This window comes from Pseudoalteromonas luteoviolacea CPMOR-1, from assembly GCF_001625685.1.
Lineage (GTDB): Bacteria > Pseudomonadota > Gammaproteobacteria > Enterobacterales > Alteromonadaceae > Pseudoalteromonas > Pseudoalteromonas luteoviolacea_K.
This window is the reverse complement of the sequence record NZ_AUYC01000022.1, coordinates 40,149-65,275: the sequence shown is the minus strand read 5'-3', so window position 1 is coordinate 65,275 and position 25,127 is coordinate 40,149. Positions and strand designations below refer to the sequence as shown.

The 25,127-nt window shown below is 42.7% G+C and carries 22 protein-coding genes; 7 read left to right on the top strand and 15 right to left on the bottom strand.

What is annotated here, in order from left to right; all coding sequences use genetic code 11:
• Positions 1–405: 405 nt before the first annotated feature.
• From N473_RS09245 to N473_RS26860, 4 genes are all read left to right on the top strand, one after another.
• Positions 406–1,974 (top strand): methyl-accepting chemotaxis protein, encoded by a 1,569-nt coding sequence (locus tag N473_RS09245; RefSeq protein WP_231099550.1) that lies wholly within the window; start codon positions 406–408, stop codon positions 1,972–1,974.
• Positions 1,975–2,717: 743 nt separating this feature from the next.
• Entirely contained in the window at positions 2,718–3,176 is a 459-nt protein-coding gene (locus N473_RS09240; RefSeq protein ID WP_063367657.1) for an RDD family protein, read from the top strand.
• Positions 3,177–3,336: 160 nt separating this feature from the next.
• A complete protein-coding gene (locus tag N473_RS09235) occupies positions 3,337–4,440 on the top strand; it encodes a HEAT repeat domain-containing protein (RefSeq protein ID WP_063367656.1) in 1,104 nt (367 codons plus the stop codon).
• A gap of 93 nt (positions 4,441–4,533) precedes the next feature.
• Positions 4,534–4,911: a calcium-binding protein gene (locus N473_RS26860; protein WP_081221044.1), complete on the top strand. Its 378-nt coding sequence runs from the start codon at positions 4,534–4,536 to the stop codon at positions 4,909–4,911.
• 42 nt (positions 4,912–4,953) lie between these two features.
• Here N473_RS26860 and N473_RS09225 read toward each other — a convergent pair whose 3' ends face one another.
• A complete protein-coding gene (locus N473_RS09225) occupies positions 4,954–6,147 on the bottom strand; it encodes a CobW family GTP-binding protein (protein WP_063367654.1) in 1,194 nt (397 codons plus the stop codon).
• A gap of 332 nt (positions 6,148–6,479) precedes the next feature.
• Between N473_RS09225 and N473_RS09220 the strand changes: the two genes are divergently transcribed.
• Positions 6,480–7,193: a hypothetical protein gene (locus tag N473_RS09220; RefSeq protein ID WP_063367653.1), complete on the top strand. Its 714-nt coding sequence runs from the start codon at positions 6,480–6,482 to the stop codon at positions 7,191–7,193.
• A 28-nt stretch (positions 7,194–7,221) separates the two neighbouring features.
• On the opposite strand, the gene map is transcribed toward N473_RS09220, so the two are convergent.
• The 4 genes from map to N473_RS26145 all read right to left on the bottom strand — a co-directional run bounded on the left by map (position 7,222) and on the right by N473_RS26145 (position 10,306).
• A complete protein-coding gene (gene map / locus N473_RS09215) occupies positions 7,222–8,004 on the bottom strand; it encodes a type I methionyl aminopeptidase (RefSeq protein ID WP_063367652.1) in 783 nt (260 codons plus the stop codon).
• Positions 7,985–8,191: a ParD-like family protein gene (locus tag N473_RS09210; RefSeq protein WP_039607922.1), complete on the bottom strand. Its 207-nt coding sequence runs from the start codon at positions 8,189–8,191 to the stop codon at positions 7,985–7,987. The genes map and N473_RS09210 overlap by 20 nt, the downstream gene beginning before the upstream one ends.
• A gap of 375 nt (positions 8,192–8,566) precedes the next feature.
• Positions 8,567–10,018, bottom strand: a complete 1,452-nt coding sequence (gene rsmF / locus N473_RS09205) for a 16S rRNA (cytosine(1407)-C(5))-methyltransferase RsmF (RefSeq protein ID WP_063367651.1) — start codon at positions 10,016–10,018, stop codon at positions 8,567–8,569.
• 129 nt (positions 10,019–10,147) lie between these two features.
• Positions 10,148–10,306, bottom strand: a complete 159-nt coding sequence (locus N473_RS26145) for a hypothetical protein (RefSeq protein WP_023400447.1) — start codon at positions 10,304–10,306, stop codon at positions 10,148–10,150.
• A 324-nt stretch (positions 10,307–10,630) separates the two neighbouring features.
• Between N473_RS26145 and N473_RS09200 the strand changes: the two genes are divergently transcribed.
• Both N473_RS09200 and arsJ read left to right on the top strand, forming a co-directional pair.
• A complete protein-coding gene (locus tag N473_RS09200; protein ID WP_063367650.1) occupies positions 10,631–11,641 on the top strand; it encodes an ArsJ-associated glyceraldehyde-3-phosphate dehydrogenase in 1,011 nt (336 codons plus the stop codon).
• Positions 11,642–11,645: 4 nt separating this feature from the next.
• On the top strand, positions 11,646–12,854 hold the full coding sequence (gene arsJ, locus N473_RS09195) for an organoarsenical effux MFS transporter ArsJ (protein WP_063367649.1): 1,209 nt from the start codon (positions 11,646–11,648) through the stop codon (positions 12,852–12,854).
• Between the two features lie 21 nt (positions 12,855–12,875).
• On the opposite strand, the gene N473_RS09190 is transcribed toward arsJ, so the two are convergent.
• The 10 genes from N473_RS09190 to N473_RS09145 form a co-directional block, all read right to left on the bottom strand.
• A complete protein-coding gene (locus tag N473_RS09190; protein ID WP_063367648.1) occupies positions 12,876–14,867 on the bottom strand; it encodes a methyl-accepting chemotaxis protein in 1,992 nt (663 codons plus the stop codon).
• 414 nt (positions 14,868–15,281) lie between these two features.
• A complete protein-coding gene (htpX, locus tag N473_RS09185) occupies positions 15,282–16,130 on the bottom strand; it encodes a protease HtpX (RefSeq protein ID WP_063367647.1) in 849 nt (282 codons plus the stop codon).
• A gap of 321 nt (positions 16,131–16,451) precedes the next feature.
• Complete coding sequence (locus N473_RS09180) at positions 16,452–17,111, bottom strand: 3-oxoacid CoA-transferase subunit B (protein ID WP_039607928.1); 660 nt, start codon at positions 17,109–17,111, stop codon at positions 16,452–16,454.
• 10 nt (positions 17,112–17,121) lie between these two features.
• Positions 17,122–17,820 carry a CoA transferase subunit A gene (locus N473_RS09175; protein ID WP_063367646.1) on the bottom strand — a complete coding sequence of 233 codons (699 nt, stop codon included), beginning with the start codon at positions 17,818–17,820 and terminating at the stop codon, positions 17,122–17,124.
• Between the two features lie 34 nt (positions 17,821–17,854).
• The gene (locus N473_RS09170) at positions 17,855–18,763 is read right to left on the bottom strand and encodes a hydroxymethylglutaryl-CoA lyase (protein WP_063367645.1); all 909 of its coding nucleotides are present in this window, start codon (positions 18,761–18,763) and stop codon (positions 17,855–17,857) included.
• On the bottom strand, positions 18,756–20,708 hold the full coding sequence (locus N473_RS09165) for an acetyl/propionyl/methylcrotonyl-CoA carboxylase subunit alpha (RefSeq protein ID WP_063367644.1): 1,953 nt from the start codon (positions 20,706–20,708) through the stop codon (positions 18,756–18,758). The genes N473_RS09170 and N473_RS09165 overlap by 8 nt, the downstream gene beginning before the upstream one ends.
• Positions 20,709–20,718: 10 nt before the next feature.
• Positions 20,719–21,501 carry an enoyl-CoA hydratase/isomerase family protein gene (locus N473_RS09160; RefSeq protein ID WP_063367643.1) on the bottom strand — a complete coding sequence of 261 codons (783 nt, stop codon included), beginning with the start codon at positions 21,499–21,501 and terminating at the stop codon, positions 20,719–20,721.
• A 10-nt stretch (positions 21,502–21,511) separates the two neighbouring features.
• Complete coding sequence (locus tag N473_RS09155; RefSeq protein ID WP_063362433.1) at positions 21,512–23,119, bottom strand: carboxyl transferase domain-containing protein; 1,608 nt, start codon at positions 23,117–23,119, stop codon at positions 21,512–21,514.
• An 11-nt stretch (positions 23,120–23,130) separates the two neighbouring features.
• Positions 23,131–24,306: an isovaleryl-CoA dehydrogenase gene (locus N473_RS09150; protein ID WP_063367642.1), complete on the bottom strand. Its 1,176-nt coding sequence runs from the start codon at positions 24,304–24,306 to the stop codon at positions 23,131–23,133.
• A 96-nt stretch (positions 24,307–24,402) separates the two neighbouring features.
• Positions 24,403–24,798, bottom strand: coding sequence for a MerR family transcriptional regulator (locus N473_RS09145; protein ID WP_023400459.1), 396 nt, complete (start codon positions 24,796–24,798; stop codon positions 24,403–24,405).
• Between the last annotated feature and the right edge of the window lie 329 nt (positions 24,799–25,127).

Genomic DNA, 25,127 nt, shown 5'->3' with positions numbered 1-25,127 from the left:
ACTTTTTCTTAAAAAATAACTTTTATCTACGAGTTTTACATTCACTGTTAACATGATAAATCATTACTTTTTTCGCGTTAATTTCTTTTATCCTTATAATTAATCCCTTTTTGCTAGTTATTTAGTATTGGTTTTTTGGTTGTTGATATATGTGTTTAAAAAGGGTCCTAAATTAATTTTTTATACAAATCAGATGAGTATGCTTTTTATTCAAAAAGTTTTTGGAACGATGCTGAAAATAACTTTTTTTGTATTGCGTTTTGTGTATGATTTGCGCAAATATTCTACAAGAATCCTACAAGAATCCTAGGTAGATCTTCTCTAGATTTGAGGGCAGTACTTTTGAGCATCAACCGACTACTAAGCAACATTAAAGTTGCTAATAAACTACGATTAGGCACGTTAGTGGCCGTAGCAATCATCATAGGTATTCAGTTTTCAGCGGCTAACAAGCTTCGAGAAAACATGATATCTGAGCGCAAAGAGCAAGCGATAAACCTTGTTGAAACATTAAGCACACAAGCCAGTGCAATGGCAAAGCAATTCAATGTGAGTGAGCGGGAACGCCAAGCACAGGTTAAACAGCTGGTAAATACCGCTCGTTATGCAGATTCGGGTTATTTCTTTCTATTTGATACACAGGGAGATATGGTTGCTCATGCAATTAAGCCGCAGCTAAACGGCCTCTCTATGACAAATCACAAACAAGCATTTATCTCTTTTGCGTTTCGTTCATTTGTTGACAAGGTGAATGAGAAGGGGGCTGGTTTTGTTGAATATGCTTGGCCGAAACCTAACTCCAAGGAGGTGTCTAATAAAGTTTCTTATATAAAGCAGCTGCCGGACTGGGGGTGGGTCATAGGGACGGGCATTTACTCAGCAGATATTGAAGAAGCCTATCAGCAGGAGCTGATGTTCATCGCTTTTGAACTTCTAATTTATATTATTTTGTTGATGGTTGTATCAGGGATCGTGGCGAAAAATATCTCTAAGCCTTTAAATAAGTTGACACGCACCATGTCGATGGTAGCCAGCCAAAAAGATTTAACCATTGAATTGAAGCACCGTGGAGATGATGAGCTGTCAGCAATGGCGGTAGCATTCAATGCGAGCAATGCGCAGTTTAGGCAGGTGATCGATAATATTAATGTGAATACCCTGTCCTTGGCTTCACATGCTGAAGAGTTATCGGCAGTCACTCAGCAAATCCAATTGGGCCTTGCCCAACAAAATAGGGAAACCGAGTCAGTTCAAGATAAGGTGCTGGATTTAAAAGAGTCTGCGAATAATGTGTTCGATCAGAGCCAGAATGCTTTGAAGCTGATTGACAATGCCAGTGGGCTGACCGAGCAAGGTAAACAGCATATTATTGATAATGCACATCAGATTGAACAGGTCGCTCAGCGTGTAGAATCCGCTTCTATGTCAGTGAAAAAGCTGGAAGAGAGCTCTGCGCAAATTGGTGAAGTGCTAGATGTGATCCAAAAAGTTGCTGAGCAAACCAATTTGCTAGCATTGAATGCGGCAATTGAAGCGGCGCGTGCAGGTGAGCAAGGCAGAGGGTTTGCGGTCGTAGCTGATGAAGTAAGGACATTGGCAATTCGTACACACGAATCTACAGAGGATATTCAGTCTATCATTGAGCAGTTACATGCCGGTGTATCAGAGACAGTGGGCGAAATGGAAAAGTGCAAAGACTCAACAGAGAAAGGATTAACAACGAGCAAGCAATGTGATCAGATTTTGGTTGAAATAGACAATGCAGTGAAGCAAATTCAAAGCTTTGGTCAAGGTGTGGCGAGTTCGGCGAAGGTACAGTCTGATGCGATGAATAGCATTGCTGATAATATCAGTGGCATCGTCACTGTCTCTCAGCAAACGGAAGCCGGTGCAAAGCATACTAACTCCTCTAGCCGTCAGCTTAGCGAAATGTCACAGCAGCTAAGTGATATGGTGGGAGAGTTTGAAGTTTAATGTTTTAAAACTGAGCAGTACAAGTAGTCAAAATAGCTACTTGTACTTAAGTTGAAATAGTCTCTACTTGATTTGTATGTCGACGAGAAAGACAGAGCACCCCGTTTTGATAAAGGTGTCAAATCTTTGTTTAAACAGCTAAGGCGTAACGCTTACATTACTGACTAGTAATCCAATTATTAAACACAAAATAGGCTCTCTCAGTTTTGCTGAAGAATAAGGTAATGCTTATAAGGTTTACAGAGTCAAAGACGTCTCACGGTAGGCGCTTTATCGCTATGAGGAGTGAGTTGATGATGAGACTAAAAAAGTAATCGTCCTGCATACTATCTAACATCCAGCACAGAGACAGCATAGAACGCGTTAAGAAAGCAAGGGATCTTTGTATCTGGAAGTGGAGTGCCATCAACTGGTTTCGTCAGGCCTAGAAAATACCTCCAAAAATAAACAGCTCACTTAATATAATAGGTGATCTAAAGTATATAACTAGTTTTGAAGTAGGTTGTATTTTGTTCGGCCAATTCGCGGGAATGTCTGTAATGTAGGCTATAGCACTGATGCTCAAATCACTCATTTAGATGGGTGTGGCTTATGCTGTACTTAGTTTATATAAAAGTTGTTCGATAAAGTCAGATATTGAGTTGGTTCATCGAACATAATTTATTTTTTACAATATTTGTATATATAACTTCATGTAAACCAAGCATACTAGGTGTAATAGCTGTAGTTATGGTGAGATAGATATGAGTAGCTCTGAAAGTCAGGTAGATAATGAAGAATATGGTTTTGTGGGGTTTTGGCCAAGGTTTTGGGCAAGTATAGTTGATACCATTGTTATTGTCTTAATCACACTACCATTAATACATTTAGTGTATGGAGAAGCATATTGGGGGTCTGGTCGTATTGCTTCGATAGAGTCTAACTTTTTAATTAGCTACATTTTACCATTAGCCGTTGTTATTCTTTTCTGGCTTTATAAATCAGCGACTCCTGGAAAAATGGTGGTACATGCCAAAATTGTTGATGCTGATACAGGTAAGAACCTGACAACGAAACAATCTTTCATTAGGTATGTAGCATATTATGTATCTCTGATCCCATTAGGTATAGGGTTTTTATGGGTTGCATGGGACCCAAAAAAGCAAGGTTGGCACGACAAAATAGCGGGTACTATTGTTATCTATTCAAATAGAGATACGTAAGTCATTTCAGCTAAATTTAACGAGGCTAGTTTGTTTACTGGCCACTTCTTACTTTATCTTCTCACTAAACTTGTTCAAAAAACATTCTCTTCAGTGCAATATAATTTTCATTAAATCACGATAATTTAGCCCGCAAATAAAATCAAAAAAGAGTGCCGTGATGCAGCACAGTGACCGTATTTGGGGAAAATACCTTATTATTTCGATGACAATAGTGCTTGTATTGGTGCTTACTTTATTATTTTTTGAATACCCCTTTAAAAGCAGTGATATTGAGCATACTCAAAAAACAGCCAATGTCTTAGGCAGGGATGAAGTAAATTCTGAAGGTGAGGGTATGGCAACCTCAAAGCCGATCTTACCAGTTGAAACACAGTCCTCAGTCATTAGCAAACATGCTGTCGCCTTAAAGAAAGTCACATCGAGTGAGCGGCTTGAAAGTACGTTGGCGCAACTGAGGGTAAATATTGCACAAAGTAATGAGCCATTGCAGCACGCTATAATGGGCCCAAGTAATTCACATATTGTATTTCGCAGTCACTTACTGATGTTACTTGAAGAAGACCCGAGCCTTGTGACTGATCTAATTGATGCCTTCATAGATGAACCTGATAGTTTATTAGGTAGGGAGTTGAGTGCTGTGTTATCTGAATCCGGACACCCTCTTGCACAAGTTGCAGCGCTGGATCTGGCGTTCGATTTATCGATGGAGGAAGCACAGCGGGCTGCTGGATTATTATTGGTTGCCAAAATGAAAGAGGTAACAGGTGAGACGAGAGATCGGGTCTTAGCACATATTGATTCAGAGGGAGATCTGGGTTCAGATATGCAGCAGTTTGCCATCATGGCATTAAAACCTGCCCCCAGTAGTGAAGAGGATTACCAACGAGTTCACAGTACTTTGTCAAAAGTCGTTCAAGCAGAAGACCACAATGTTCGTCGCCACGGTGTTTATCAAATGGCTCAATGGGCAACCAGTAATCAAGATTTGCAGCCAGTTAGAGAATTGGCACTGAGGGATCCTGATGTTAATACACGTGCACGTGCGGTCATGTCACTGGGGGATAGCGCGTTTAAATCTGATGAAAACCGCTCAGTCCTTTGGCAAGTCGCTGATGATGTCAATGAGCCGCCGCCAATTAGGCTATACGCGCTTAAATCACTCGCCAAATTTACTTTAAATGATAATGAAATGAATAAACTACGAGTAATGCAACGTGGCCTCAAGGACACTGAGCGTGCCCATCAAAACATGTATAACTGAAGCGAATAGCAGTAATCATAAAAACAGAATTTGGAATGTATTTTCCAATACCCAAGTGAAACAACAAAATACAATTAAATGAATTAAGGAAAAATGATGAAACTTGTAAAATTACTGATGGTAGTCGGTACATTGGCAGCCGCTTCTTTTGCGAGCTCGGCAGAGGCGCGTGGTACACATTACGGTACGGGTGGTAATGACATTATTATTGGTGGCACAGGTACAGATATCATTTACGGTTATGATGGCAACGACCGTCTTTATGGTGGCACGGGTGCTGACGTAATTTATGGTGGTAATGGTAACGATAAATTATATGGCGAAACTGCTGCTGATACATTGTTTGGTGGTAACGGTAATGACTATCTTGATGGCGGCACTGCGGGTGATTCTTACTATGGCGGTGCCGGTTATGATATATGCAAGAATATCACTGGCACGCCTTATTATAATTCTTGCGAGAGCTTTTAATACTGGGTGACAAATAAGGGAGTGATACTCCCTTATTTGATGTTAGACCTTTGCAACATTGGTTGGCCAAGGGTCATCAAAAGTTCCGCCGTTTCGCCAGAAGTTAAGCTCTTCGTCAGTTAAAAAACAGGCTTCGAGTGCTTTGACGAACCCAGAGGCTTCGTCTTTTTGGCCAATCACAGTAAGCCGACAGCGCCTATCACCAAAACGACTGTCTATTTTATCAATTTTTTTCTTTAAAATATCGTAATGCTCAGGTGTAAAGTCGTGGCTTTCATCTTTTAAGATTGGGGCACGCCAAAAACCAACAAATTCCAACCCAACATTGCCATTGGCTTGGCTCCAAAGTAAAGACATATCGTCCCTGGTGGGTAACCAAAAGAACCCTTTGCTACGAAATACACCATGCGTTAAATGGTTGTGGCATACTTCCCATAAGCGAGTAGGGTGAAAGGGCCTATCATCTCGAATGACTTTCGACACTAACTTTTGATTTTGCTTACCTGACAATGTCAAAGGCGCGTTAATCGTGCTGCGTAATTCAGAAGTTAATTGCTCGACTAGAAAGAAATTATAGTCTGGAAATTGATGGAATTGTGTGACATCCATGTTTCCCCAAGCAGTACCAGAGATAGCTGCGTAAGGGTTAATTGGATGCAGTGCTTGTGCAATGGTTTCAACAGCCTTGGGGGTGATTTTATCGGTTTTTGTCAAAAATACCTGATTCGAAAACAAGATTTGCTCTACAAGTAAGTTTTCAATTCCTCTGACTTCATTGCTTAAATTTTCTTGCCATTTCGGTAAAAGTGATTGTCCAAATTGATAGTCATCTTTTAGCCACGTTGCATCAACGAGGGTGATCACGCCTTTGAGTGTGTAGTCGCGGTTATTTTTGAAAAACTCAATCAGCGGCAGTGGGTGGCTACTCCCTGAGGTTTCTATCACGATCCAGGGTGGCCGAACGTCTTTTTTCAAAGTTTTGAGCGCTACCTTGAGGTCCTTTAACCCTTTTGCACTACTGATGCTGTAGCCACTGATGGTAAAAAACTGATTGCTGTCATCATCAAATACTTCCGTGTTTTTGATCAATACGCCATCGACATCAAGTTCACTCATGTCGTTAACGACAACACCTGGGATTGAACCATGATTGGCTGACTGAGATAGCAAACTACGCAGAAGCGTTGTTTTTCCTGAACCTAAAAAGCCATGCAAAATAGTAACTGGAATTGGCATCAATTTTATCCTTGCACACCCAAACCTTATTCAAGGGCACAGTGTTGGATGTGCCTAAATAAGCAGTGTGTGACTCTATAACAAAGGTGAGTGTAATATTGAATATGATATAACATAACCAATTTTGACGTAAGAGTTGAGACGGTCTTTTCGACGCCTCGCAGCAAAACTTATACAGGGTGGCTTTGAATGACTCTAATATTATGGATAGTATCTTTTTGCAATGTGAAGTCGATCTGTTTTCGTCATTGAACAGTATTTATTGTAAAATGCACAATAGGTCGCTACTCAGAGTGGCGCGTTGTTGATTTGATGGAATTAGAGTCATAAAAATGAGACGTTATGCTGATTATTCGTTAGAAGAGTTACGCCAAGCTTATATAGATATTGATAAAACTACTTATCCCGATAACTATCAAACTATTGTCGAGGAGTTGGCGCGCAGAGAGTCGATGACTGAACAGCAGCCAAGTTTAGATGTTAAACCAGACGACATCGCACCTCAAGCGGATGAGGAGGACATGAATATCGTGGATGATAGTCATAAACAACATGATGTAAGTGCCTCAGATAGTGAGGTGGTGGCGTTAAATCCGTGGGTGAAGCGAGTAACTTCGGTGCTGACAATCGGTGGCTCATTTTTGGGCATAACACAAATCCTTACAGGGTTACCTAATATATCAGGTGTTATTAACTCAGTATTATTTGCATTTTTTATCCTGATTTATGTACTTGGCATTGTGGCAGCCGTGAGGCTGTTAGAAAATTCGACAGTCAGTGTAGTCAAAGACAACTTAATATTTTGGGTTATTCAAATTCCTATGTTTATGTCTCCATTTATTGGGTATCAATTCACAAATGGGGCGTTTTTAAATATTTTTGTGTCTAGTGATACTGGGCTGAATGTTGTGCCTATGTTAGGCAGCCTCGTGCAATTTAGCTTTTTTCAGTATCATCAACCTTGGGCTCTGGGTATAAATCCTGCCGCAATTCTGGTATCGGCCTACTTTTACTATGTACTAAAAACAAGCAGGCAAGGCACATAACAAACAGTAAGTTGAGTTAACTACCAGTTTAATTGACTGGTAGCTGCTCTTCTTCTCTTAAAGTCAGAATTTCATATCCTGTGTCTGTCACCAAAATAGTATGTTCCCATTGCGCAGATAATTTTCGGTCTCGAGTCACTACAGTCCAGCCATCTTTGAGCGTTTTGACTTTAGGTTGGCCTTGATTGACCATTGGCTCGATTGTAAATGTCATACCGGGTTTTAACGATAACCCTTCATGAGGTTTGCCGAAGTGAAGCACATCTGGACCTTCGTGCATCTCGCTACCAATACCATGGCCGCAAAACTCTCTGACAATGCTATAACCCCGTTCCTCAGTGTAAGACTGAATAGCATGGCCTATATCTCCCAGCGTGGCGCCCGGTTTGACTTGTTTAATTCCTTGCCACATTGCTTCATAGGTGGTTTGCACCAGTTTTTTAGCAAGTCCTTGTGCTGCCGCCATGACATACATTTTACTAGAGTCGGCAAGGTATCCTTCATATTTAAGGGTGATATCGACATTGATGATATCGGTAGACTTAATTTTTTGATTAGCCTTTGGCATGCCGTGACAAACGACTTCATTAATTGATGTGTTGATTGCATAAGGGTAGCCATATTGCCCTTTTGTTGATGCAATCGCGCCAAGCTGTTGCGTTATATACGCTTCAACAAAGTCATTCACTTCCATTGTCGTGAGCCCAGGTCGGATAAAGTCATCAAGCGCTTTAAACACCTGGGCTAATAACTGCCCTGACTGCCTCATCTTGATGATTTGGGCTTGGTCCTTAATGATCACAGGATTCATATTGCTTCTTTTTTACTTGTTCTAGTTCTATTTTTATTAGCTCTGCGAATGGCTTGTCGGGGTTTTGCTCTGCTAGGCGGCCCATTTTTAGCCAGAATTCAGCTTGTGAGTTGATTGAGCGAGACATAACTTGGCTGGCAAGGCGGATCTCTTCATGAAGTTCTTCGGAAATTTTAACAATGCCCATTTTTATATGATTTATGATAAAACATATATGAATTGTATTGTTTGCTCTGTTTTTATGCAACTCCAAATTGGGGCTGTACCGCAATGTTGTTTAAACATGTTGTTAAAATAGATTGTTGCGTATTTAGGCTCGAATTTTTGGCATAAAAAAACGCCCAGTAATGTGTGCATCTGGGCGTAGGGGAAGGCTCATATGGAGCCGTGCGCTAACTTAAACACCTTCTAAAACGTTAAGGGAGAAGTAGAAAGTTCTTTAAGTGTAGTTAATGCATTACAAAAGTTACAAACAGAATGACATTTTTAAAACATATAAAAAACATGATGTTATAGCCATATAAATTAATAATCTTAAAGTTGTCAAAAAGTTCTAATCAGGTTATACCCAAGTTATTAACTGACCTTGTGCGATAAGATCCCTAGGTAGGTTGTTTTTAATCTTGTTTTTTTGCCATTTTCCAAGTCCTACAGGGGCACCGCATAAAGTGAGTATGACTTCACCTGTTTGATTAGTTGGATTTTCTAAACGAACATCCTTACCTTGGAAGTACTCAGCCGCTTGTTTGCCGCTGAGTGCATGCACATTGGTTGCTGCCAAATGTCCGTAGGCAGTGGCAAGCTCGTGTTCAAGGCGAACGCCATTTTTATGTATTGATCCGACCTTGATACCTAAGCGGGCATATTTGATTTTGTTTTGCACTTCTTCGAGCTTCTCTGGAAATAACCACAGCTCTTTATCTCTTTGCATGAGCGTGCCAGGAAGCTGCTTAATCTTAAACTGCTTTTTTAAATAGCTGGAAAAGGCCTGATGCGCTTTAGCTGCAAAGGGCTCGAATGGAAAGGCGCCTTTTTTGCGTTGCTGGTTGTGGTGCTCAACAGAGCTGAGTTTCTTAAATTTAGCAATGAAGAACCCTTCACTGTCATAAATTTGAGGCCAAACGTGCAAGTACCCTTCGCTTGTGGTGGCCTGACTGGCATTTTCAAATAGGTTGTCTAGTGGGGTGATTTCGATAGCATCTGCGAATTCTTCGAGTAAAAATGTACAAACTTGCTGATTTTCAAGTGGTGTGAGGGTACATGTTGAGTACACTAAACTGCCACCAGGCTTTAAAGCTAAAAAAGCACTTCTGATGAGATCTTTTTGTACATCACTAATATCGACATTAGATTGAATAGACCAATTTTTAAGTGCACTCGCGTCTTTTCTGACTGTACCTTCACCTGAGCAGGGGGCATCGAGTTGTATGTGGTCAAAACATTCATACATGTAATCACCAAATATCTTGCCGTCAAAGTGTGATAATGCACAGTTGGCTATCCCCATACGTTTCAGATTAGCAGCGAGGACTTTTAAACGTGAAGATGAAAACTCATTGGCAACAAGTAAGCCTCGGTTTTCCATTAAGGCGCAAAGCTGTGACGTTTTAGAGCCCGGAGCGGCTGCCATATCGAGTACGGCGTAATGATCTGTCTGCATATTTTCTATTTCAGATCTTAATGCCAAAGGCGGAAGCATAGAGCTGGCTTCTTGCACGTAAATACAGCCACTTAAATGTAACGCTGTATTACCTATTGGGAGATTGGCTTGCTCTTCTTCACTTCGAGTGATCCAAAAGCCTTCCGGACACCAAGGTACCGGCGTTATCTGCCAGCCGAGTTTTTGCGCTTCGAGTTCAAATTCGTTTACAGACATTTTTAATGTATTGACCCGGATAGATAGCCTCAAAGGCTTTTGGCAGTGATCAATGAAGTCATCTAAATCTAAATGCTCAGGCAGGTAGCGCTTTACGTCTTCGATAAAGTCTTCTGGGATGTAGGTATTCTTATCCAATCTAAAATACTCGAAACAGCTGGGATTGAACACAGTTTAACATTAATCGCTTTGGAGTAGGTAAGAATTAGGAGGGGGTAAGCAAACGCCATCATCAATGTAACAACGTTTGCATCATGGTTATCTTAATTATGGTGTCTCAGAATCGCAGTGATAATACGTTTCACATTCTTGGGTTGGACCATTGCTTAAACCCGCCCCCCCTACAAGTGGAGTCAGTTTTTTATCGAGTGGAAGACTATCATAACTCAATTTTTTCAATGGCTTCTTGGTGACTTTAAGCTTCATAGTGATTAACTCCTTTCTATTTAACATTACTTTTTACTTTCAATTTCATGTTAGTAAATCGCGAAAAAGTTTCAAATAAAATTAATAAAAATGATACAAAATCATTACAATTATTCGCTTGAATATATGTGAAAGTGTATATATGATTTTCCGTATATTGTAATTACCTCAATCAATAGACATAATTTTGTCTGCTTGGCACTGGCAATGTAGATTCTGACTGTGCCTTAGCTCAAAGTGGGTAGTGTAATTTTAAAGATCTGAGTGTATTGACCATCGTTACATAGGCGTGCGTGAATAGCTCAATAATGGGAGAAAAAATCGATGACAATTAAAGTTGGGATCAATGGCTTTGGTAGAATGGGCCGATTGACCATGCGCGCACTGTGGAACTCACCGGGTATCGAAGTGGTAAAGATTAACGATCCAGCAGGCGATGCGCTCACTTTGGCACACTTGATGAACTTTGATTCTGTGCATGGTAAGTGGCAATACGAGGCGTTAAGTGAAGGAAGTGACATCATCATTGAGCAACAGCGTATTGCTGTCACACAGCAAGTGTCTGTTGCTGAGAATGACTGGTCAATGTGCGATCTGGTCATTGAAGCATCAGGTAAGATTAAAACCAAAGATAAACTCGCTGCTTTTTTTGCACAAGGCGTTAAACAGGTGGTCGTCACAGCACCCGTAAAAGAAGAGGGTGTACTGAATGTTGTGATGGGTGTAAACCATGCTGATTATGATGTTGATCAGCACCCAATCGTCACCGCGGCATCTTGCACGACGAACTGCTTAGCGCCAGTTGTTAAAGTACTGCAGGACAATATTGGTATTAAACACGGATCAATGACGACGATTCATGATATTACCAATACACAAACCATCATCGATGCGCCACATAAAGACCTGCGCCGTGCCCGTTCATGTGGCACTAGTCTTATTCCAACCACCACAGGTTCTGCGACTGCAATCACGCATATTTTCCCTGAGCTTAAAGGTAAATTAAATGGTCATGCTGTGAGAGTGCCTTTGACCAATGCATCGATCACGGATTGCGTGTTTGAAGTCAGTCGTGAAACAAGTGTTGAAGAGATTAACGGTTGGATGGAGCACGCAGCAAGCGGTGAACTTGCTGGTGTACTAGGCTATGAAACTCGTCCACTGGTATCGATAGATTATAAAACGGACCCAAGAAGCGCCATTATTGATGCGCCGTCTACCATGGTGGTAAATGGTACACAAGTAAAGCTTTACGTTTGGTACGACAACGAATGGGGTTATGCAAACAGAACTGCTGATCTGGTTCGTCTAGTTATCGACAAACGCTGGGGTTAACGCTATGACGCAGTCACTCATTGCAAGGCTATCACCAGAGATAAAGCAATATCTGGTGATCACAGGCAACTATTGGTCATTTACCTTGACAGATGGTGCGCTGCGTATGCTTGTGGTGCTGTACTTTCATCAATTAGGATACAGCCCACTGGCCATTGCCTCTTTGTTTTTATTTTATGAGATTTTTGGTGTAGTTACGAACTTACTAGGTGGCTGGTTAGGTGCCCGTCTTGGTTTAAATAAAACCATGAATATTGGCCTGTTTCTACAAATTGTGGCTGTATCTATGTTAGCACTAGATGAGCAATTGCTGACCATTGCGTATGTTATGGTGGCACAGGCTTTATCTGGTATTGCTAAAGATCTCAATAAAATGAGTGCTAAAAGTGCTATAAAATTACTTGTCCCCAAGGATCAAGATAGCACTTTATATAAGTGGGTAGCGCTGCTCACAGGTTCGAAAAACGCGTTAAAAGGTGTCGGTTTTTTCCTTGGTGGTTTGTTGCTGACTTTACTGGGTTTTCAAGGTGCCTTGTGGTTTATGGCGGCGATGTTGTCTATCACTTGGCTATCTAGCTTATTGTTATTGAAACAAGATTTAGGTAAGAAAAAGAATAAACCGAAATTTAATGAACTGTTTTCTAAAAGTCGTCAGTTGAACTTGCTGGCCGCAGCACGATTGTTCTTGTTTGCATCGCGAGATGTTTGGTTTGTAGTGGCTTTACCCGTCTTTTTGGCGTCAACATTTGGTTGGGATCATTGGTGGGTTGGCGGCTTTATGGCATCTTGGGTGATTGCGTATGGCATTGTTCAAGCGAACGCGCCAAAGATCACAGCCAAGCAGGGCGGTCATTATCAACAAGCGCTCAAGTGGGTTGTTTTGCTGTCTTTTATTCCTGCGTTGCTGGCGTTGGGCCTATGGGTAGACTGGCAAGTTAAAGTTGTGATCATCGCTGGGCTGTTGATATTTGGCGCGGTGTTTGCGGTGAATTCATCACTTCATAGCTTTTTGATTGTCAAAATAGCGGACAGTGACGGGGTATCTATGGATGTTGGCTTTTACTATATGGCCAATGCAATGGGCAGGTTATTAGGCACCGTACTCTCTGGACTTGTTTATCAGTTTTATGGCCTGGATGCGTGTTTATTGATCTCAAGCGCGATGTTGGTTTTGGCATCACTGTTTACTTATGGGCTTAGCAAGCGCGATTAAGCGCTTGCTAAGCAAGAAGGGTTAATTTAACTGCTGTGGCAGCTTAAAGGCTGAAGTGACTTGCTTTAACGTTTTAGATTGCTTATCCAGCTCTAAACTTGCGCTAGTCACTTGATCTGCACCAGCGGCGTTATCAATAGCAGCTTGCCTAATCGATTCAACATTATAAGAAATCTCTTCTGTGGTCGCAGATTGTTCTTGAGCGGCTTGCGCTATAGTTTGTGCACTGAGCGCAATTTGATTGATCTGATGTACACTTTGCTCAAGAAGCGAAGCGCTGTCATTAGCTGCCGTGATCGTCTGTTTAGTTGCTTCAGCAGATGCATGCATTTCAGATACCGCGGTCTGTGAAGTAGACTGCAAGCTAGCAATCATATTTTCGATATCGGCTGTAGACGCTTGCGTTTTTTGCGCAAGTTGCCTGACTTCATCCGCAACAACAGCGAATCCACGACCGTGCTCTCCTGCACGCGCAGCTTCAATGGCTGCATTGAGTGCGAGTAAGTTAGTCTGCTCAGTCACTGCTTGGATCACTTCGATAACACGGCTGATATTTTGCGTATTGTATTCAACTTCCTTAATCGCTGTTTCTGAGTTCTCAACAGCGGTACTGAGTGCTTCCATCTGTACCACTGTGTCTCTTAGGGTCTGGTTTGCTGACAATGATGTTTTTTCTGCATCTAAACTCAAGTCAGCAACCGTACGGGCATTGGTTGCCACTTCATCGATTGAATGAGAAGTTTGCTGGATTGCTTCTGCCACCTGCTCAATATTAGCGTGTTGTTCTTGTAAGCTGGCGTTAGCTTGTTCACTGGCAGCACTTGTCTGTGTTGCTGTGGAGGCCAGTTGTGCTGTGGTTTCAACTATGGTGCCAATGACACTGGTCAAATAGGTATTCATCTGTCTCATCGCGCCATAAACACCAATCGCATTTTCATCACGACTAAATTGTTCTCTGAGGTCACCTGCGGCAATGCGCTCACTAATTTTGCGCATTTCAATCGGCTCACCGCCGAGCGGTTTGAGTACCGAACGTGCAATGAGTACTGTAGCCACTGCAACCGATAAAACGGTAATCACAAAAATGGCTGCGATAATCCAATACAATTTATACACAGGCGCAAAAGCTTCTGCTTTATCAATCTCTGCTAGGAGTACCCACTTTAAACCAGCAAATGTATAAGGTAGATAAGCTGATAATACAGGGTTACCATTGTAATCGATGATGATTTCGGTATCTGACACACCCTGCAAACCTCTTCTAACCGCAACCGTATCAACACCGTTGGCTTCAACGGAACCTGCGAAGCTCGCAATGACAGTATGATTAATAGGATCTAGATATGAATCAGAACGCATACGGAAATCATTACCAACAAGATATGACTCTCCTGTTTCACCCATGCCATCTCGTTGTTGCATGATGGCGTTGATGGCATCAATCGATAACTGTAAAGCGAGGACAGAGTTAACTTGTCCGTTTATAATAACTGGGATACCAATAAACGCAGCGGGCTCATTATTACTTGGTGCGTAAGCACTATAATCCGCTAAGATGAATTTTTTTGAAGAAATGACTTGGGTGAATAAAGTAGCGAGTCCTGAGCTGTTAAATGGACCAGTGACCAAATTAGTTTTGTAGTCAGACTCTTTAGCGACGGTGTAACTTATTAAACCATCTCGTTCAATAACGAAGAAATCATAAAACCCTTTTTCTGTGATAAAGGTATCAAACAAGCTGTGGTAATTATGGGCAAGTTCAGAGTTTGAGAGTGTCGGGTTTTGTTCAACAAGTAGCTGCCATTTTTTAGCAATTACAGACAAATCGCCTTTTCTCGCACTGAGGTAGTCATCAATTTGTTTATGCTTTATTTGCTTGATGGAAGTAAGCTGATTATATGCCTGTTGTTCAAGTGCTGTAGACGCTGTCCACAGAGAGACCATCGCTAATATACCTGCTGGTAGTAAACCAATAAGCATAAATGAAATGAGTAATCGAGTTTTGATCAACATACTTCTTCTTACCTTTAGTATCTAGAATATTGCTATTATGTCAATAAAATGGGTTACATATTTTAAACAAATGGGCCTTGTATAGATACACGCAAAAAGTATGGTTTAGGTTAATATTACAGTTAAATGTCGGTTAACAATTAACCAAAAAGATACTTTTTATAAGGGGTGTATAAGATTTAAACGCAATTTTTACTGTTTTAGGGAAAAAGAGAAGACTTAAGTGCTGCTTTTAAGGTGCTACATAGAAAAATAGTTTATATGTGTTTGTCGCATATAGATATAATTTTTTATAACTGAATATGATATAAATACCCAAACAAATACTCTAAATTTAATTATTTGTAAATCGTCATTAAAAAGGCCCGTTAGGGCCTATGGTTATAAATCAAACAATTAATTTACATCAAAATGCTAAGATAGTGCGGCAATTCTTTGCTCCAGAGGCGGGTGAGAAGCAAATAAGTCGACCACGCTTTTTCCGGGGGCGATCCCAAACGCCATCATTGAGCCTTCGAGTTTAGACTCTTGATTGCTGCGTAGACGCTCTAGTGCAGCTTTCATTTTATGTGCTCCGACTAAGTCTGCAGCGCCTTTATCAGCCGCATATTCCCTTTTTCGGCTAAAGTAAGCAACAATCATGGAAGCTAAGAAGCCAAATAAAATTTGGAAGACTAAGTCAAAGAGCATATAGGTCCAACTAAAGCCTTCGTTTTCTTCATCGCCATTTAAGAAGCCATCTACAATATTGGCCAAGACTTTTGAAATAAAAATGACGAAGGTATTGACTACACCTTGGATCAAGGTCAGTGTCACCATATCGCCGTTGGCAACATGTGATACCTCATGGGCAAGCACAGCTTCTGCTTCACTTTGGCTCATGCCTGCAAGCAAACCACTACTGACAGCAACGAGTGAGTCATTTTTGCTGGGGCCTGTAGCAAAGGCGTTGATCTCTGGGCTGTCGTAAATAGCAACTTCTGGCATATTGATACCTGCTTTTTGCGCCTGTGATGCCACAGTACTGACTAACCAGTGCTCAGTCTCATTACGAGGTTGGTCAATCACATAGGCTCCGGTTGATTTCTTAGCCATCCACTTAGAGATATACAGTGAAATAAACGCGCCACCAAAACCAAAAAATGCTGATATGGTAAGCATGCCTTGATAACTTCTAGACGGTACCCCAAGAATGGTTAAAATAATGGACAACACAACCATGATGGCTAAGTTTGTCGCTAAAAAAAGTACAACGCGTGTCATAGTCACCTCATTAGAATTGAATTTACTTACTGATTGTTACGCTTTTTGAACGAAAAATGTTCATTACCTCATTATCAATATGGAGACCATATTGATATTCCCAAGGGCGAGTATGGCGTTAATGTGTTACAAGGTGTTGTCGCGTGAAAAAGCCTCTAAATAGCTTTGTCTTGCAAAGAGGGTAAGTAAACTAAACCAAGAGGATAAAAAAAACCCCTCTTGCGAGGGGTTTTGGGTAACTCAGCGCCTTTGGCACTGGGAATGAGGTCGGTACAATTGTGTTAGTTTTTAATCTTCTATGTTGACCACGTAATATACGTTTTATGCAAACTGCATTTCAGGGATATCGCCTTCGACGATTAATTTACCTGCAGTCTTGCTGATAATTTCATCAACACTAACACCTGGCGCGCGCTCAAGCAAATGAAATGCGCCGTCTTTTACTTCTAACACAGCGAGATCGGTGACAATCTTTTTCACACAATTTACCCCAGTCAGTGGCAGTGTACATGACTCAAGTAATTTAGAATCGCCGTGTTTACTAGCATGGGTCATGGTCACAACAATATTTTGTGCGCCCGCGACAAGGTCCATCGCGCCACCCATGCCTTTGATTAACTTTTTCGGGATCATCCAAGAGGCAATATTGCCGCTCTGATCCACTTCAAATGCACCTAATACCGTTAAGTCTACATGACCACCACGTATCATGGCAAAGCTTTCAGCGCTATTAAAAATAGCTGCTCCTGTGGCTGCTGTCACGGTTTCTTTACCCGCATTGATCATATCTGCGTCAACTTGGTCAGCATCTGGGTACGGACCCATGCCCAGTAAGCCATTTTCAGACTGTAGCATCACTTCCATATTGTCAGGTACGTAGTTTGCTACAAGCGTTGGTATGCCAATGCCCAGATTCACGTAGTAACCATCTTGAAGTTCTTGCGCAACGCGCATTGCAATTTGTTCACGATTTAAAGCCATGGTGATCTCCTTACTTGCGCGTGGTGACACGTTCGATGCGTTTTTCAAAGTTACCCTTGATAACGCGGTTAACATAAATACCTGGGGTATGTATCTCGCTTGGCTCTAATTCACCAGGCTCAACAATTTCTTCTACCTCAACAACCGTGATTTTACCTGCTGTTGCAGCCATCGGGTTGAAGTTCATCGCGGTATGACGGAACATTAAGTTACCATAGCGGTCCGCTTTCCAAGCTTTAACAATGGCAAATTCACCGGTGATAGATTCCTCAAGAATATACGGGCGACCGTTAAATTCTTTAACCTCTTTACCTTCAGCAACAGGTGTACCATATCCAGTTGCTGTATAAAAACCTGGAATGCCCGCACCGCCAGCGCGCATTTTTTCTGCAAGGGTGCCTTGTGGGGTGAGCTCTACGTCAATAATGCCGTCAAGTAACTGCTGCTCGAATAGGGCGTTTTCGCCAACATAGGATGCGATGATTTTTTTGATTTGACGGTCATGTAATAAAATACCAAGACCAAAATCATCAACACCGCAGTTATTAGACACCACAGTCAGCTCTTTTGTTTGCTTACGCTTAATTTCAGCGATCAAGCCTTCTGGAATACCACACAGTCCAAAACCACCGGCAATAACGGTATCTCCATCTTTGAGACCCTCCATTGCTTCTTCGTAGCTTGAAACTACTTTATCGAAACCGGCCATAAGCCCACTCCTCGTTGTCAATATTGTCTTGTTGTTAAGACTGGCACGTATTTTTTAATGCCAAAGAAACCTTACTTACAGGTGCTTTGTTGAGCGCATCGCAAATTTGCCAACCTGCTTTTGCTAGCCTTTCTAAATCAATTTCGGTACTAATGCCAAGTCCTTGCAGCAAGTAAATAACATCCTCAGTGGCAACATTTCCTGACGCTCCTTTGGCATAAGGGCAGCCGCCGAGACCTGCAACCGCACTGTCGATTGTTGCAATACCCATTTCAAGCGCTTTATGGATGTTTGCAAGGGCTTGCCCATAAGTATCATGGAAATGTACTGCAAGCCTTTGTGCTGGGATATGTTTGAGTAGCAAGCTTAGTAGCGATTCTATTTGATTTGCGGTGCCGACGCCTATGGTATCGCCGAGGCTTATCTCATAACAACCAAGTGCCAACAATTGTTTACATACTGCGAGAACCTGCTCGGGTTCCACTTTTCCCTGGTAGGGGCAGCCTGCAATACAACTGACATAACCTCTTACTTTAATGTTGTTTTTTTGTGCAAGTTCAACCACAGGTCGAAAGCGTTCAATGCTTTCTTCGATGCTACAATTGATGTTTTTTTGCGTAAACGCTTCACTCGCTGCTGTGAAGATAGCAAATTCATCAACTTGGTTTTCAAGGGCTAATTCAGCCCCTTTTAGATTCGGTGTAAGCGCACTTATCTCCACATCTTCTTTGCGTATAATGCCTTGTATCACTTGCGCCGAATCAGCCATTTGCGGCACCCATTTAGGGGAGACAAAAGCGCCTGCTTCGAGGTGCTTAAGCCCCGCATCTGCCAGAGCATTTAAAAGCGCTATTTTGCTTTGGGTACTGACCGAGGCCTCGTTTTGCAAGCCATCGCGAGCACCCACTTCGACAATTTTAACTTGAGTAGGGTAGTTAGCCATTCGCTTGTTCCTCAACGATAGCCAGCATCGCACCGTGGCTAACGAGTTCACCTTCATCAAAGCAATAGCTTGTCAGTGTGCCATCAAATGGTGCGTTGAGGGTATATTCCATCTTCATCGCTTCAATGACGACAATAGGATCTCCTTTACTGACTGTTGCTCCCACTGTTTGTAAGTGTTTCACGACCGTGCCATTGAGCGGCGCAGCCAAAGGGGCCTCTTGATGTTCTTGCTCGCTCACGTAGTGCTTAGTTTTGAGCTCGAAGGTGTGCTGATAAGGGCCGTACATTACGGTGATGGTTGACTCGTCAATGAGTACATCGGCAATCATGCGTTTGCCATCAACATTCGCAATCAGTTGGTGACCTTCAAGCTTGGCTTCTACGCGGTGTTCAAAGTCTTGGTAGTGAACTTGCCAATGAAGACCTTGTGCTTGTGCAACGACAAAGTGCTCGGTAAATGGTACGGTGAGTTTGCGAGCTTGATTGAGCCTAAAGCCCACTTGCTGCCACGGAGTGTTAAGTTTTGGTGCTTGTTTGTGAGCAAGATACGCAATGCTTGCTAAGCACACTAAAGTATCACTGGGGGCTTTAGATGCAGTCAGCTCGTCTGTTTGCGTATCAATAAAGTGCGTATCAGGCGCGCCAGCCATAAAGGTTGGGTGTTCAGCTAAATGATGTAAAAATGCAATGTTACTTTTAACCCCCGCAAGATGCACTTCATTCAGCGCAGATCTGAGCTTGAGCAAAGCCGTGCGTCTGTCGTGACCGTGTACAATTAATTTGGCGATCATTGGGTCATAGAACGGACTAATTTCATCACCTTGTTGTACGCCAGTGTCTATTCGCACACCGCGCTGTGTTTTAGGGAAGCTCAGATGCGCTAAATTACCCGAGTAGGGCATGAAGTTTTCTTCAGGGTCTTCAGCATAAATACGCGCTTCGAAGCTGTGGCCTTGCAATGTGATGTGCGCTTGCGAAAGTGGTAGGTGCTCATTATTTGCCACACGAATTTGCCATTCTACAAGGTCTTGTCCAGTCACCATTTCAGTCACCGGGTGCTCTACTTGCAGGCGCGTATTCATTTCCATAAAGAAGAACTCTTCACCGCACAGTAAAAACTCAACCGTACCAGCACCGCGGTAGTTAATGGCTTGTGCACAGCGAACAGCCGCTTCACCCATCTCTTTGCGTAGCGCATCACTTAAGTCGGGTGCAGGCGCTTCTTCAATGACTTTTTGATGACGTCGTTGCAGTGAGCAATCTCTATCGCCCAAGTAAACGCAATTGCCATGGTTATCAGCAAACACCTGTACTTCTACGTGGCGCGGTTTATCGACAAAACGCTCTAGTAACACTAGGTCGTTACCAAAGCTTGCCAAAGCTTCGCGCTTAGCGCCTTCTAATGCACTCAAAAACTCATCAGCACTTCTGACAACACGCATACCTTTACCACCGCCGCCAAAAGCGGCTTTGATAAGGACTGGGTAGCCAACCTTTTCAGCTTCTGAGGTTAAAAACTCGGTGTCTTGCTGCTGGCCATAGTAGCCTGGTACCAATGGGACATTGGCTTGTGCCATTATTTCTTTTGCGCGGGTTTTTGACCCCATGGATTCGATTGAGCTGGCAAGTGGACCAATGAAAACAATATTGTTTTCTTCACAAGCATTAGCAAAAGCGTCATTTTCTGACAAAAAGCCGTAGCCTGGGTGAATGCAATCAGCGCCACTTTGCTTGGCAACTTCTAAAATACGTTCACTGACAAGGTATGAGTCTTTGCTGGGGGCAGGTCCAATGAAATAGGCTTCATCTGCTTGTTTAACATGCAGTGCATCGGCATCTGCTTCTGAATAAACCGCGACTGTACTCATGCCTAAGCGTTTTGCGGTGCGCATGACTCGACAGGCGATTTCACCTCGGTTAGCGATTAAGATTTTTTTTAACATGCTATTCTCCTTATTCGCTTGCCGTCGGTTGCCAATTAGGCGCGCGTTTATCAAAAAAGGCACTCAAGCCTTCTTGTCCTTCTTCACTCACTCGAATTTCAGCGATGCGTTTTGCGGTGTGTGTGATCAGTTGCTCATCGATGGCTTTTCCAGCGACCTCATCAATCAGCGACTTTGCACTTTTGACGGCAGTTGGGCCGTTATTTAACAGCTGCTCAATGAAGTATTCTTCACTTTGTTCTAAATTGTCACTGATCTGGTGAATAAGCCCTAGTTCAAGAGCTTTTTCAGCCTGGAAGACTTCAGCTGTTAAAAAGTAACGTCTTGCTTGCCTTTCGCCAATCGCTTTAATCACGTATGGACTGATAACCGCAGGGATAAGGCCGAGTTTGACTTCGCTTAAGCAAAATTTTGCATTGGGCGAGGCAACCGCAATATCGCAACAAGCGATAAGACCAAGAGCGCCACCAAAAGCGGCACCTTGCACCAAACATAGAGTTGGGTGAGGAGAGGAAGCCAGCACTTGCATCAGTTTTGCCAGCTCTAAAGAGTCAGCGACGTTTTCTTCATAATTGTTATCCGCCATTGACTTCATCCAAGCTAAGTCAGCGCCGGCTGAAAAGTGTTTGCCTTGGGTTTTTAAAACCAATGCGCGAATGTCTAGTTCATTGGCATAATCAATGGTTTTGATTAGCTCTGCGATAATTTCAGCATTAAATGCATTGTGTTTTTCAGGGCGACTTAATTCTAAAATCGCCACTTTGCTCTTTGTAATATTTAAAGTGACAGACATGTACGCCCCCTTACATTCTGAAAATACCAAACTTAGATTCTTGACTCGGCGCGTTCGCCGCAGCTTCTAGTGCCAGACCTAATACGTTGCGTGTGTCTGCCGGGTCGATGATGCCATCATCCCACAGTCTTGCACTGGCGTAGTAAGGGTGACCTTGCTTTTCATACTGCTCGACAATCGGCTTTTTGAACTCAGCTACTTCGTCGTCACTCATGCTCAGGCCTTTGCGCGCTAAGCCATCTTGGCGGACTTGTGTGAGTACGCCTGCCGCCTGTTCACCGCCCATGACGGATATTCGCGCATTTGGCCACATCCACATCATGGTGGGCTCGTACGCACGACCACACATACCGTAGTTACCAGCGCCGTATGAGCCACCAATAAGTACCGTAAACTTAGGTACGTCTGCACAAGACACCGCGGTTACCATTTTGGCACCATGTTTGGCGATGCCTTCGGCTTCGTATTTTTGGCCAACCATAAATCCGGTGATATTTTGTAAAAACAACAGAGGAATATCACGTTGGGCACACAGCTGGATAAAGTGCGCGCCTTTTTGCGCCGACTCTGAAAATAAAATCCCATTATTTGCGACGATCCCCACAGGGCGACCAAATATTTCGGCAAAGCCGGTGACAAGTGTTTCGCCAAAGTAGCGCTTAAACTCATCAAACTGCGAATCATCCACGATGCGCGCAATCACTTCTCTGACATCAAATGGTTTTTTAAGATCGGTACCGACAATGCCGTAGATCTCTCTAATATCATATCTTGGTGGCTTGATGTCTTTCAAAATAGGTTGGGTAGGGCGTTGGTGGTTTAGTCGTTCAATGCATTGGCGGGCTATTGATAGGGCGTGTTCGTCATTTTCTGCATAGTGATCGGCCACACCAGACACTTTACAGTGGACATCCGCGCCCCCTAAATCCTCTGCACTGACCTCCTCACCAGTAGCCGCTTTTACCAAAGGCGGGCCTGCTAAGAAAATCGTGCCTTGCTCTTTAACTATGATGCTTTCATCAGCCATGGCGGGTACATAGGCACCACCTGCTGTGCATAAACCCATGACCACGGCAATTTGTGGAATGCCTTTGGCTGACATACGGGCCTGATTATAGAAGATGCGACCAAAATGCAGTTTATCTGGGAATACTTCGTCTTGCTCAGGTAAGTTAGCGCCACCAGAGTCGACTAGATATATACATGGTAAGTGGCAGCGCTCTGCGATTTCTTGCGCTCTTAAATGCTTTTTAACCGTCAAAGGGAAATATGTGCCACCTTTTACAGTGGCGTCGTTGCCAACAATCATACATTCGACGCCCTTGACGCGTCCGATCCCAGCGACCACACCAGCACATGGGATGTCTTGTTCGTATACGCCAAACGCGGCAAATTGAGAAATTTCTAAAAAGGGAGAGCCTTCGTCAAGTAGGGTATCAATTCTGTCGCGTACAAATAGTTTTCCGCGACTTTGATGGCGGGCTATCAGGGCTTCGCCGCCACCTTGACTTAAATTTGCGACCTTATCATTTAAATCTGCAACCAATGACGCCATTGCGTCATGGTTGTCTTTAAATTGCTGGTCATGCGTATTAACTGAAGTATTTAATACCGTCATGCCACTTCTCCTTAACGGCTTTCATTGAATAACTCACGACCAATCAGCATACGACGTATCTCAGACGTACCTGCGCCAATTTCATAAAGCTTGGCATCACGTAAAAGTCGACCTGTTGAGTATTCATTGATGTAACCATTACCGCCAAGTAGCTGAATCGCATCTAGAGCAAGTTTGGTAGCAAGTTCAGCGGCATATAAAATTGCGCCAGCAGCGTCTTTACGAGTGGTTTCACCACGGTCACACGCTTTTGCTACGGTATATACGTATGAACGCGCCGCATTCATTTGCGTATACATATCTGCGATTTTGCCTTGTACCAATTGGAATTCGCCAATCGATTGATTGAACTGTTGACGCTCATGAATATATGGCACAACCACATCCATACATGCTTGCATGATACCCAGTGGACCACCTGCTAATACAACGCGCTCATAATCAAGTCCGCTCATGAGGACTTTCACACCCTCATTCAACGTACCTAGAATATTTTCTTCAGGCACTTCACAGTCTTCAAATACAAGCTCACAGGTGTTTGACCCGCGCATACCTAACTTATCGAGTTTTTGCGCAGTAGAAAAACCAGGAGAGTTACGCTCAACGATAAAAGCGGTAATACCGCGAGGGCCTGCATCTAATTCAGTTTTGGCGTATATAACAAATACATCAGCATCAGGACCATTGGTGATCCACATTTTGTTGCCGTTCAGTATGTATTTATCGCCTTTTTTCTCGGCTTTGAGTTTCATTGAAACCACATCAGAACCTGAGTTAGGCTCACTCATTGCCAATGCGCCGATGTGCTCGCCGCTGATTAGCTTAGGTAAATATTTTTCTTTTTGTGCTTGGTTACCGTTGCGGTTGATTTGGTTTACACACAGATTAGAGTGTGCACCGTAGCTTAAACCAATAGATGCGCTTGCACGGCTAATTTCTTCCATCGCGATTACGTGCTCTAAATAGCCCATATTCGCACCGCCAAATTCCTCTGGCACAGTGATGCCGAGTAAGCCCATTTCGCCAAACTTTGGCCATAGCTCATTTGGAAAGTTATTTTCTTGGTCGGTCTTTTCTGCCAATGGTGCGATTTCGCTGGTGGCAAAGTTATTGACATGATCACGGATCATATCTGCGGTTTCACCAAGTCCAAAATTGAGTTCTTTATAGAGTGATACTGTGCTCATCTTGTTGTCATCCTGTGTGAGAATTTGTGTTATACCCTAGCGGGTGGCTGAAGCTGCTTTAGGTATACGCCTCAGCGAACAAATACTGTGTACTGATTAGTCTTGTAATTCTTTTAATGTATCGAGACAGCGTCTTTCTGCTGTCACGAGTTCCATAAGTACGACTTTTATGTCATCCATTTGCTGACTTAAATCTGCTTTTTTTTCTTCTATTAATTGCAGCATAGTATGGAGCTGTTTTTCGCTGGATTTGTCTGCATCATAAAGCTCAAACAATCTGCCAGTTTCGGCAAGCGTAAAACCAAGTCGCTTTCCGCGCAGAATAAGTTTAAGACGTACTTTGTCTCGTTTTGAATAAATACGGGTCTGACCATTACGTTCTGGCGAAAGTAATCCTTGATCTTCATAAAAACGAATACTTCGTGTGGTAATGTCAAATTCCTTAGCGAGTTCGCTTATTGAGTAGGTTGGTTCTTTATTGGTGTCTTGCATTATTTACACACTTACTTCGAAACTGATTAGACCAATATAAGTGAAGTTTACGTAAAGGTAAAGTGTCGTTTTTGCATCATGCTTTAGTCGCATATGCAAAATCTGGATCTTGAACTACTTTTAGCTCGCATAAGGCACTATATGCTTTGTTAATTTGCTCTTAAACATGGGATATAGCAAGGGAATGCGCAGTAAAATGCCAACTTGGCAAGACAGCTGTGCAAGTAAACTTTACATTTTTGAAAATCGCAAAGCGCTTGTTTTTAGATTTACGTTGGCGTAAACGTAAATTTTAGGTATGCTCGACGTAAGAGATTACTAAAAGCAAG

Coding starts and splice junctions, on each gene's coding strand:
- N473_RS09240 (WP_063367657.1), top strand. CDS start 2,718: ATGAGTAGCTCTGAAAGTCAGGTAGATAATGAAGAATATGGTTTTGTG.
- N473_RS09235 (WP_063367656.1), top strand. CDS start 3,337: ATGCAGCACAGTGACCGTATTTGGGGAAAATACCTTATTATTTCGATG.
- N473_RS26860 (WP_081221044.1), top strand. CDS start 4,534: ATGATGAAACTTGTAAAATTACTGATGGTAGTCGGTACATTGGCAGCC.
- N473_RS09225 (WP_063367654.1), bottom strand. CDS start 6,147: ATGCCAATTCCAGTTACTATTTTGCATGGCTTTTTAGGTTCAGGAAAA.
- N473_RS09220 (WP_063367653.1), top strand. CDS start 6,480: ATGAGACGTTATGCTGATTATTCGTTAGAAGAGTTACGCCAAGCTTAT.
- map (WP_063367652.1), bottom strand. CDS start 8,004: ATGAATCCTGTGATCATTAAGGACCAAGCCCAAATCATCAAGATGAGG.
- N473_RS09210 (WP_039607922.1), bottom strand. CDS start 8,191: ATGGGCATTGTTAAAATTTCCGAAGAACTTCATGAAGAGATCCGCCTT.
- N473_RS26145 (WP_023400447.1), bottom strand. CDS start 10,306: ATGAAGCTTAAAGTCACCAAGAAGCCATTGAAAAAATTGAGTTATGAT.
- N473_RS09200 (WP_063367650.1), top strand. CDS start 10,631: ATGACAATTAAAGTTGGGATCAATGGCTTTGGTAGAATGGGCCGATTG.
- arsJ (WP_063367649.1), top strand. CDS start 11,646: ATGACGCAGTCACTCATTGCAAGGCTATCACCAGAGATAAAGCAATAT.
- N473_RS09190 (WP_063367648.1), bottom strand. CDS start 14,867: ATGTTGATCAAAACTCGATTACTCATTTCATTTATGCTTATTGGTTTA.
- htpX (WP_063367647.1), bottom strand. CDS start 16,130: ATGACACGCGTTGTACTTTTTTTAGCGACAAACTTAGCCATCATGGTT.
- N473_RS09180 (WP_039607928.1), bottom strand. CDS start 17,111: ATGGCTTTAAATCGTGAACAAATTGCAATGCGCGTTGCGCAAGAACTT.
- N473_RS09175 (WP_063367646.1), bottom strand. CDS start 17,820: ATGGCCGGTTTCGATAAAGTAGTTTCAAGCTACGAAGAAGCAATGGAG.
- N473_RS09170 (WP_063367645.1), bottom strand. CDS start 18,763: ATGGCTAACTACCCTACTCAAGTTAAAATTGTCGAAGTGGGTGCTCGC.
- N473_RS09165 (WP_063367644.1), bottom strand. CDS start 20,708: ATGTTAAAAAAAATCTTAATCGCTAACCGAGGTGAAATCGCCTGTCGA.
- N473_RS09160 (WP_063367643.1), bottom strand. CDS start 21,501: ATGTCTGTCACTTTAAATATTACAAAGAGCAAAGTGGCGATTTTAGAA.
- N473_RS09155 (WP_063362433.1), bottom strand. CDS start 23,119: ATGACGGTATTAAATACTTCAGTTAATACGCATGACCAGCAATTTAAA.
- N473_RS09150 (WP_063367642.1), bottom strand. CDS start 24,306: ATGAGCACAGTATCACTCTATAAAGAACTCAATTTTGGACTTGGTGAA.
- N473_RS09145 (WP_023400459.1), bottom strand. CDS start 24,798: ATGCAAGACACCAATAAAGAACCAACCTACTCAATAAGCGAACTCGCT.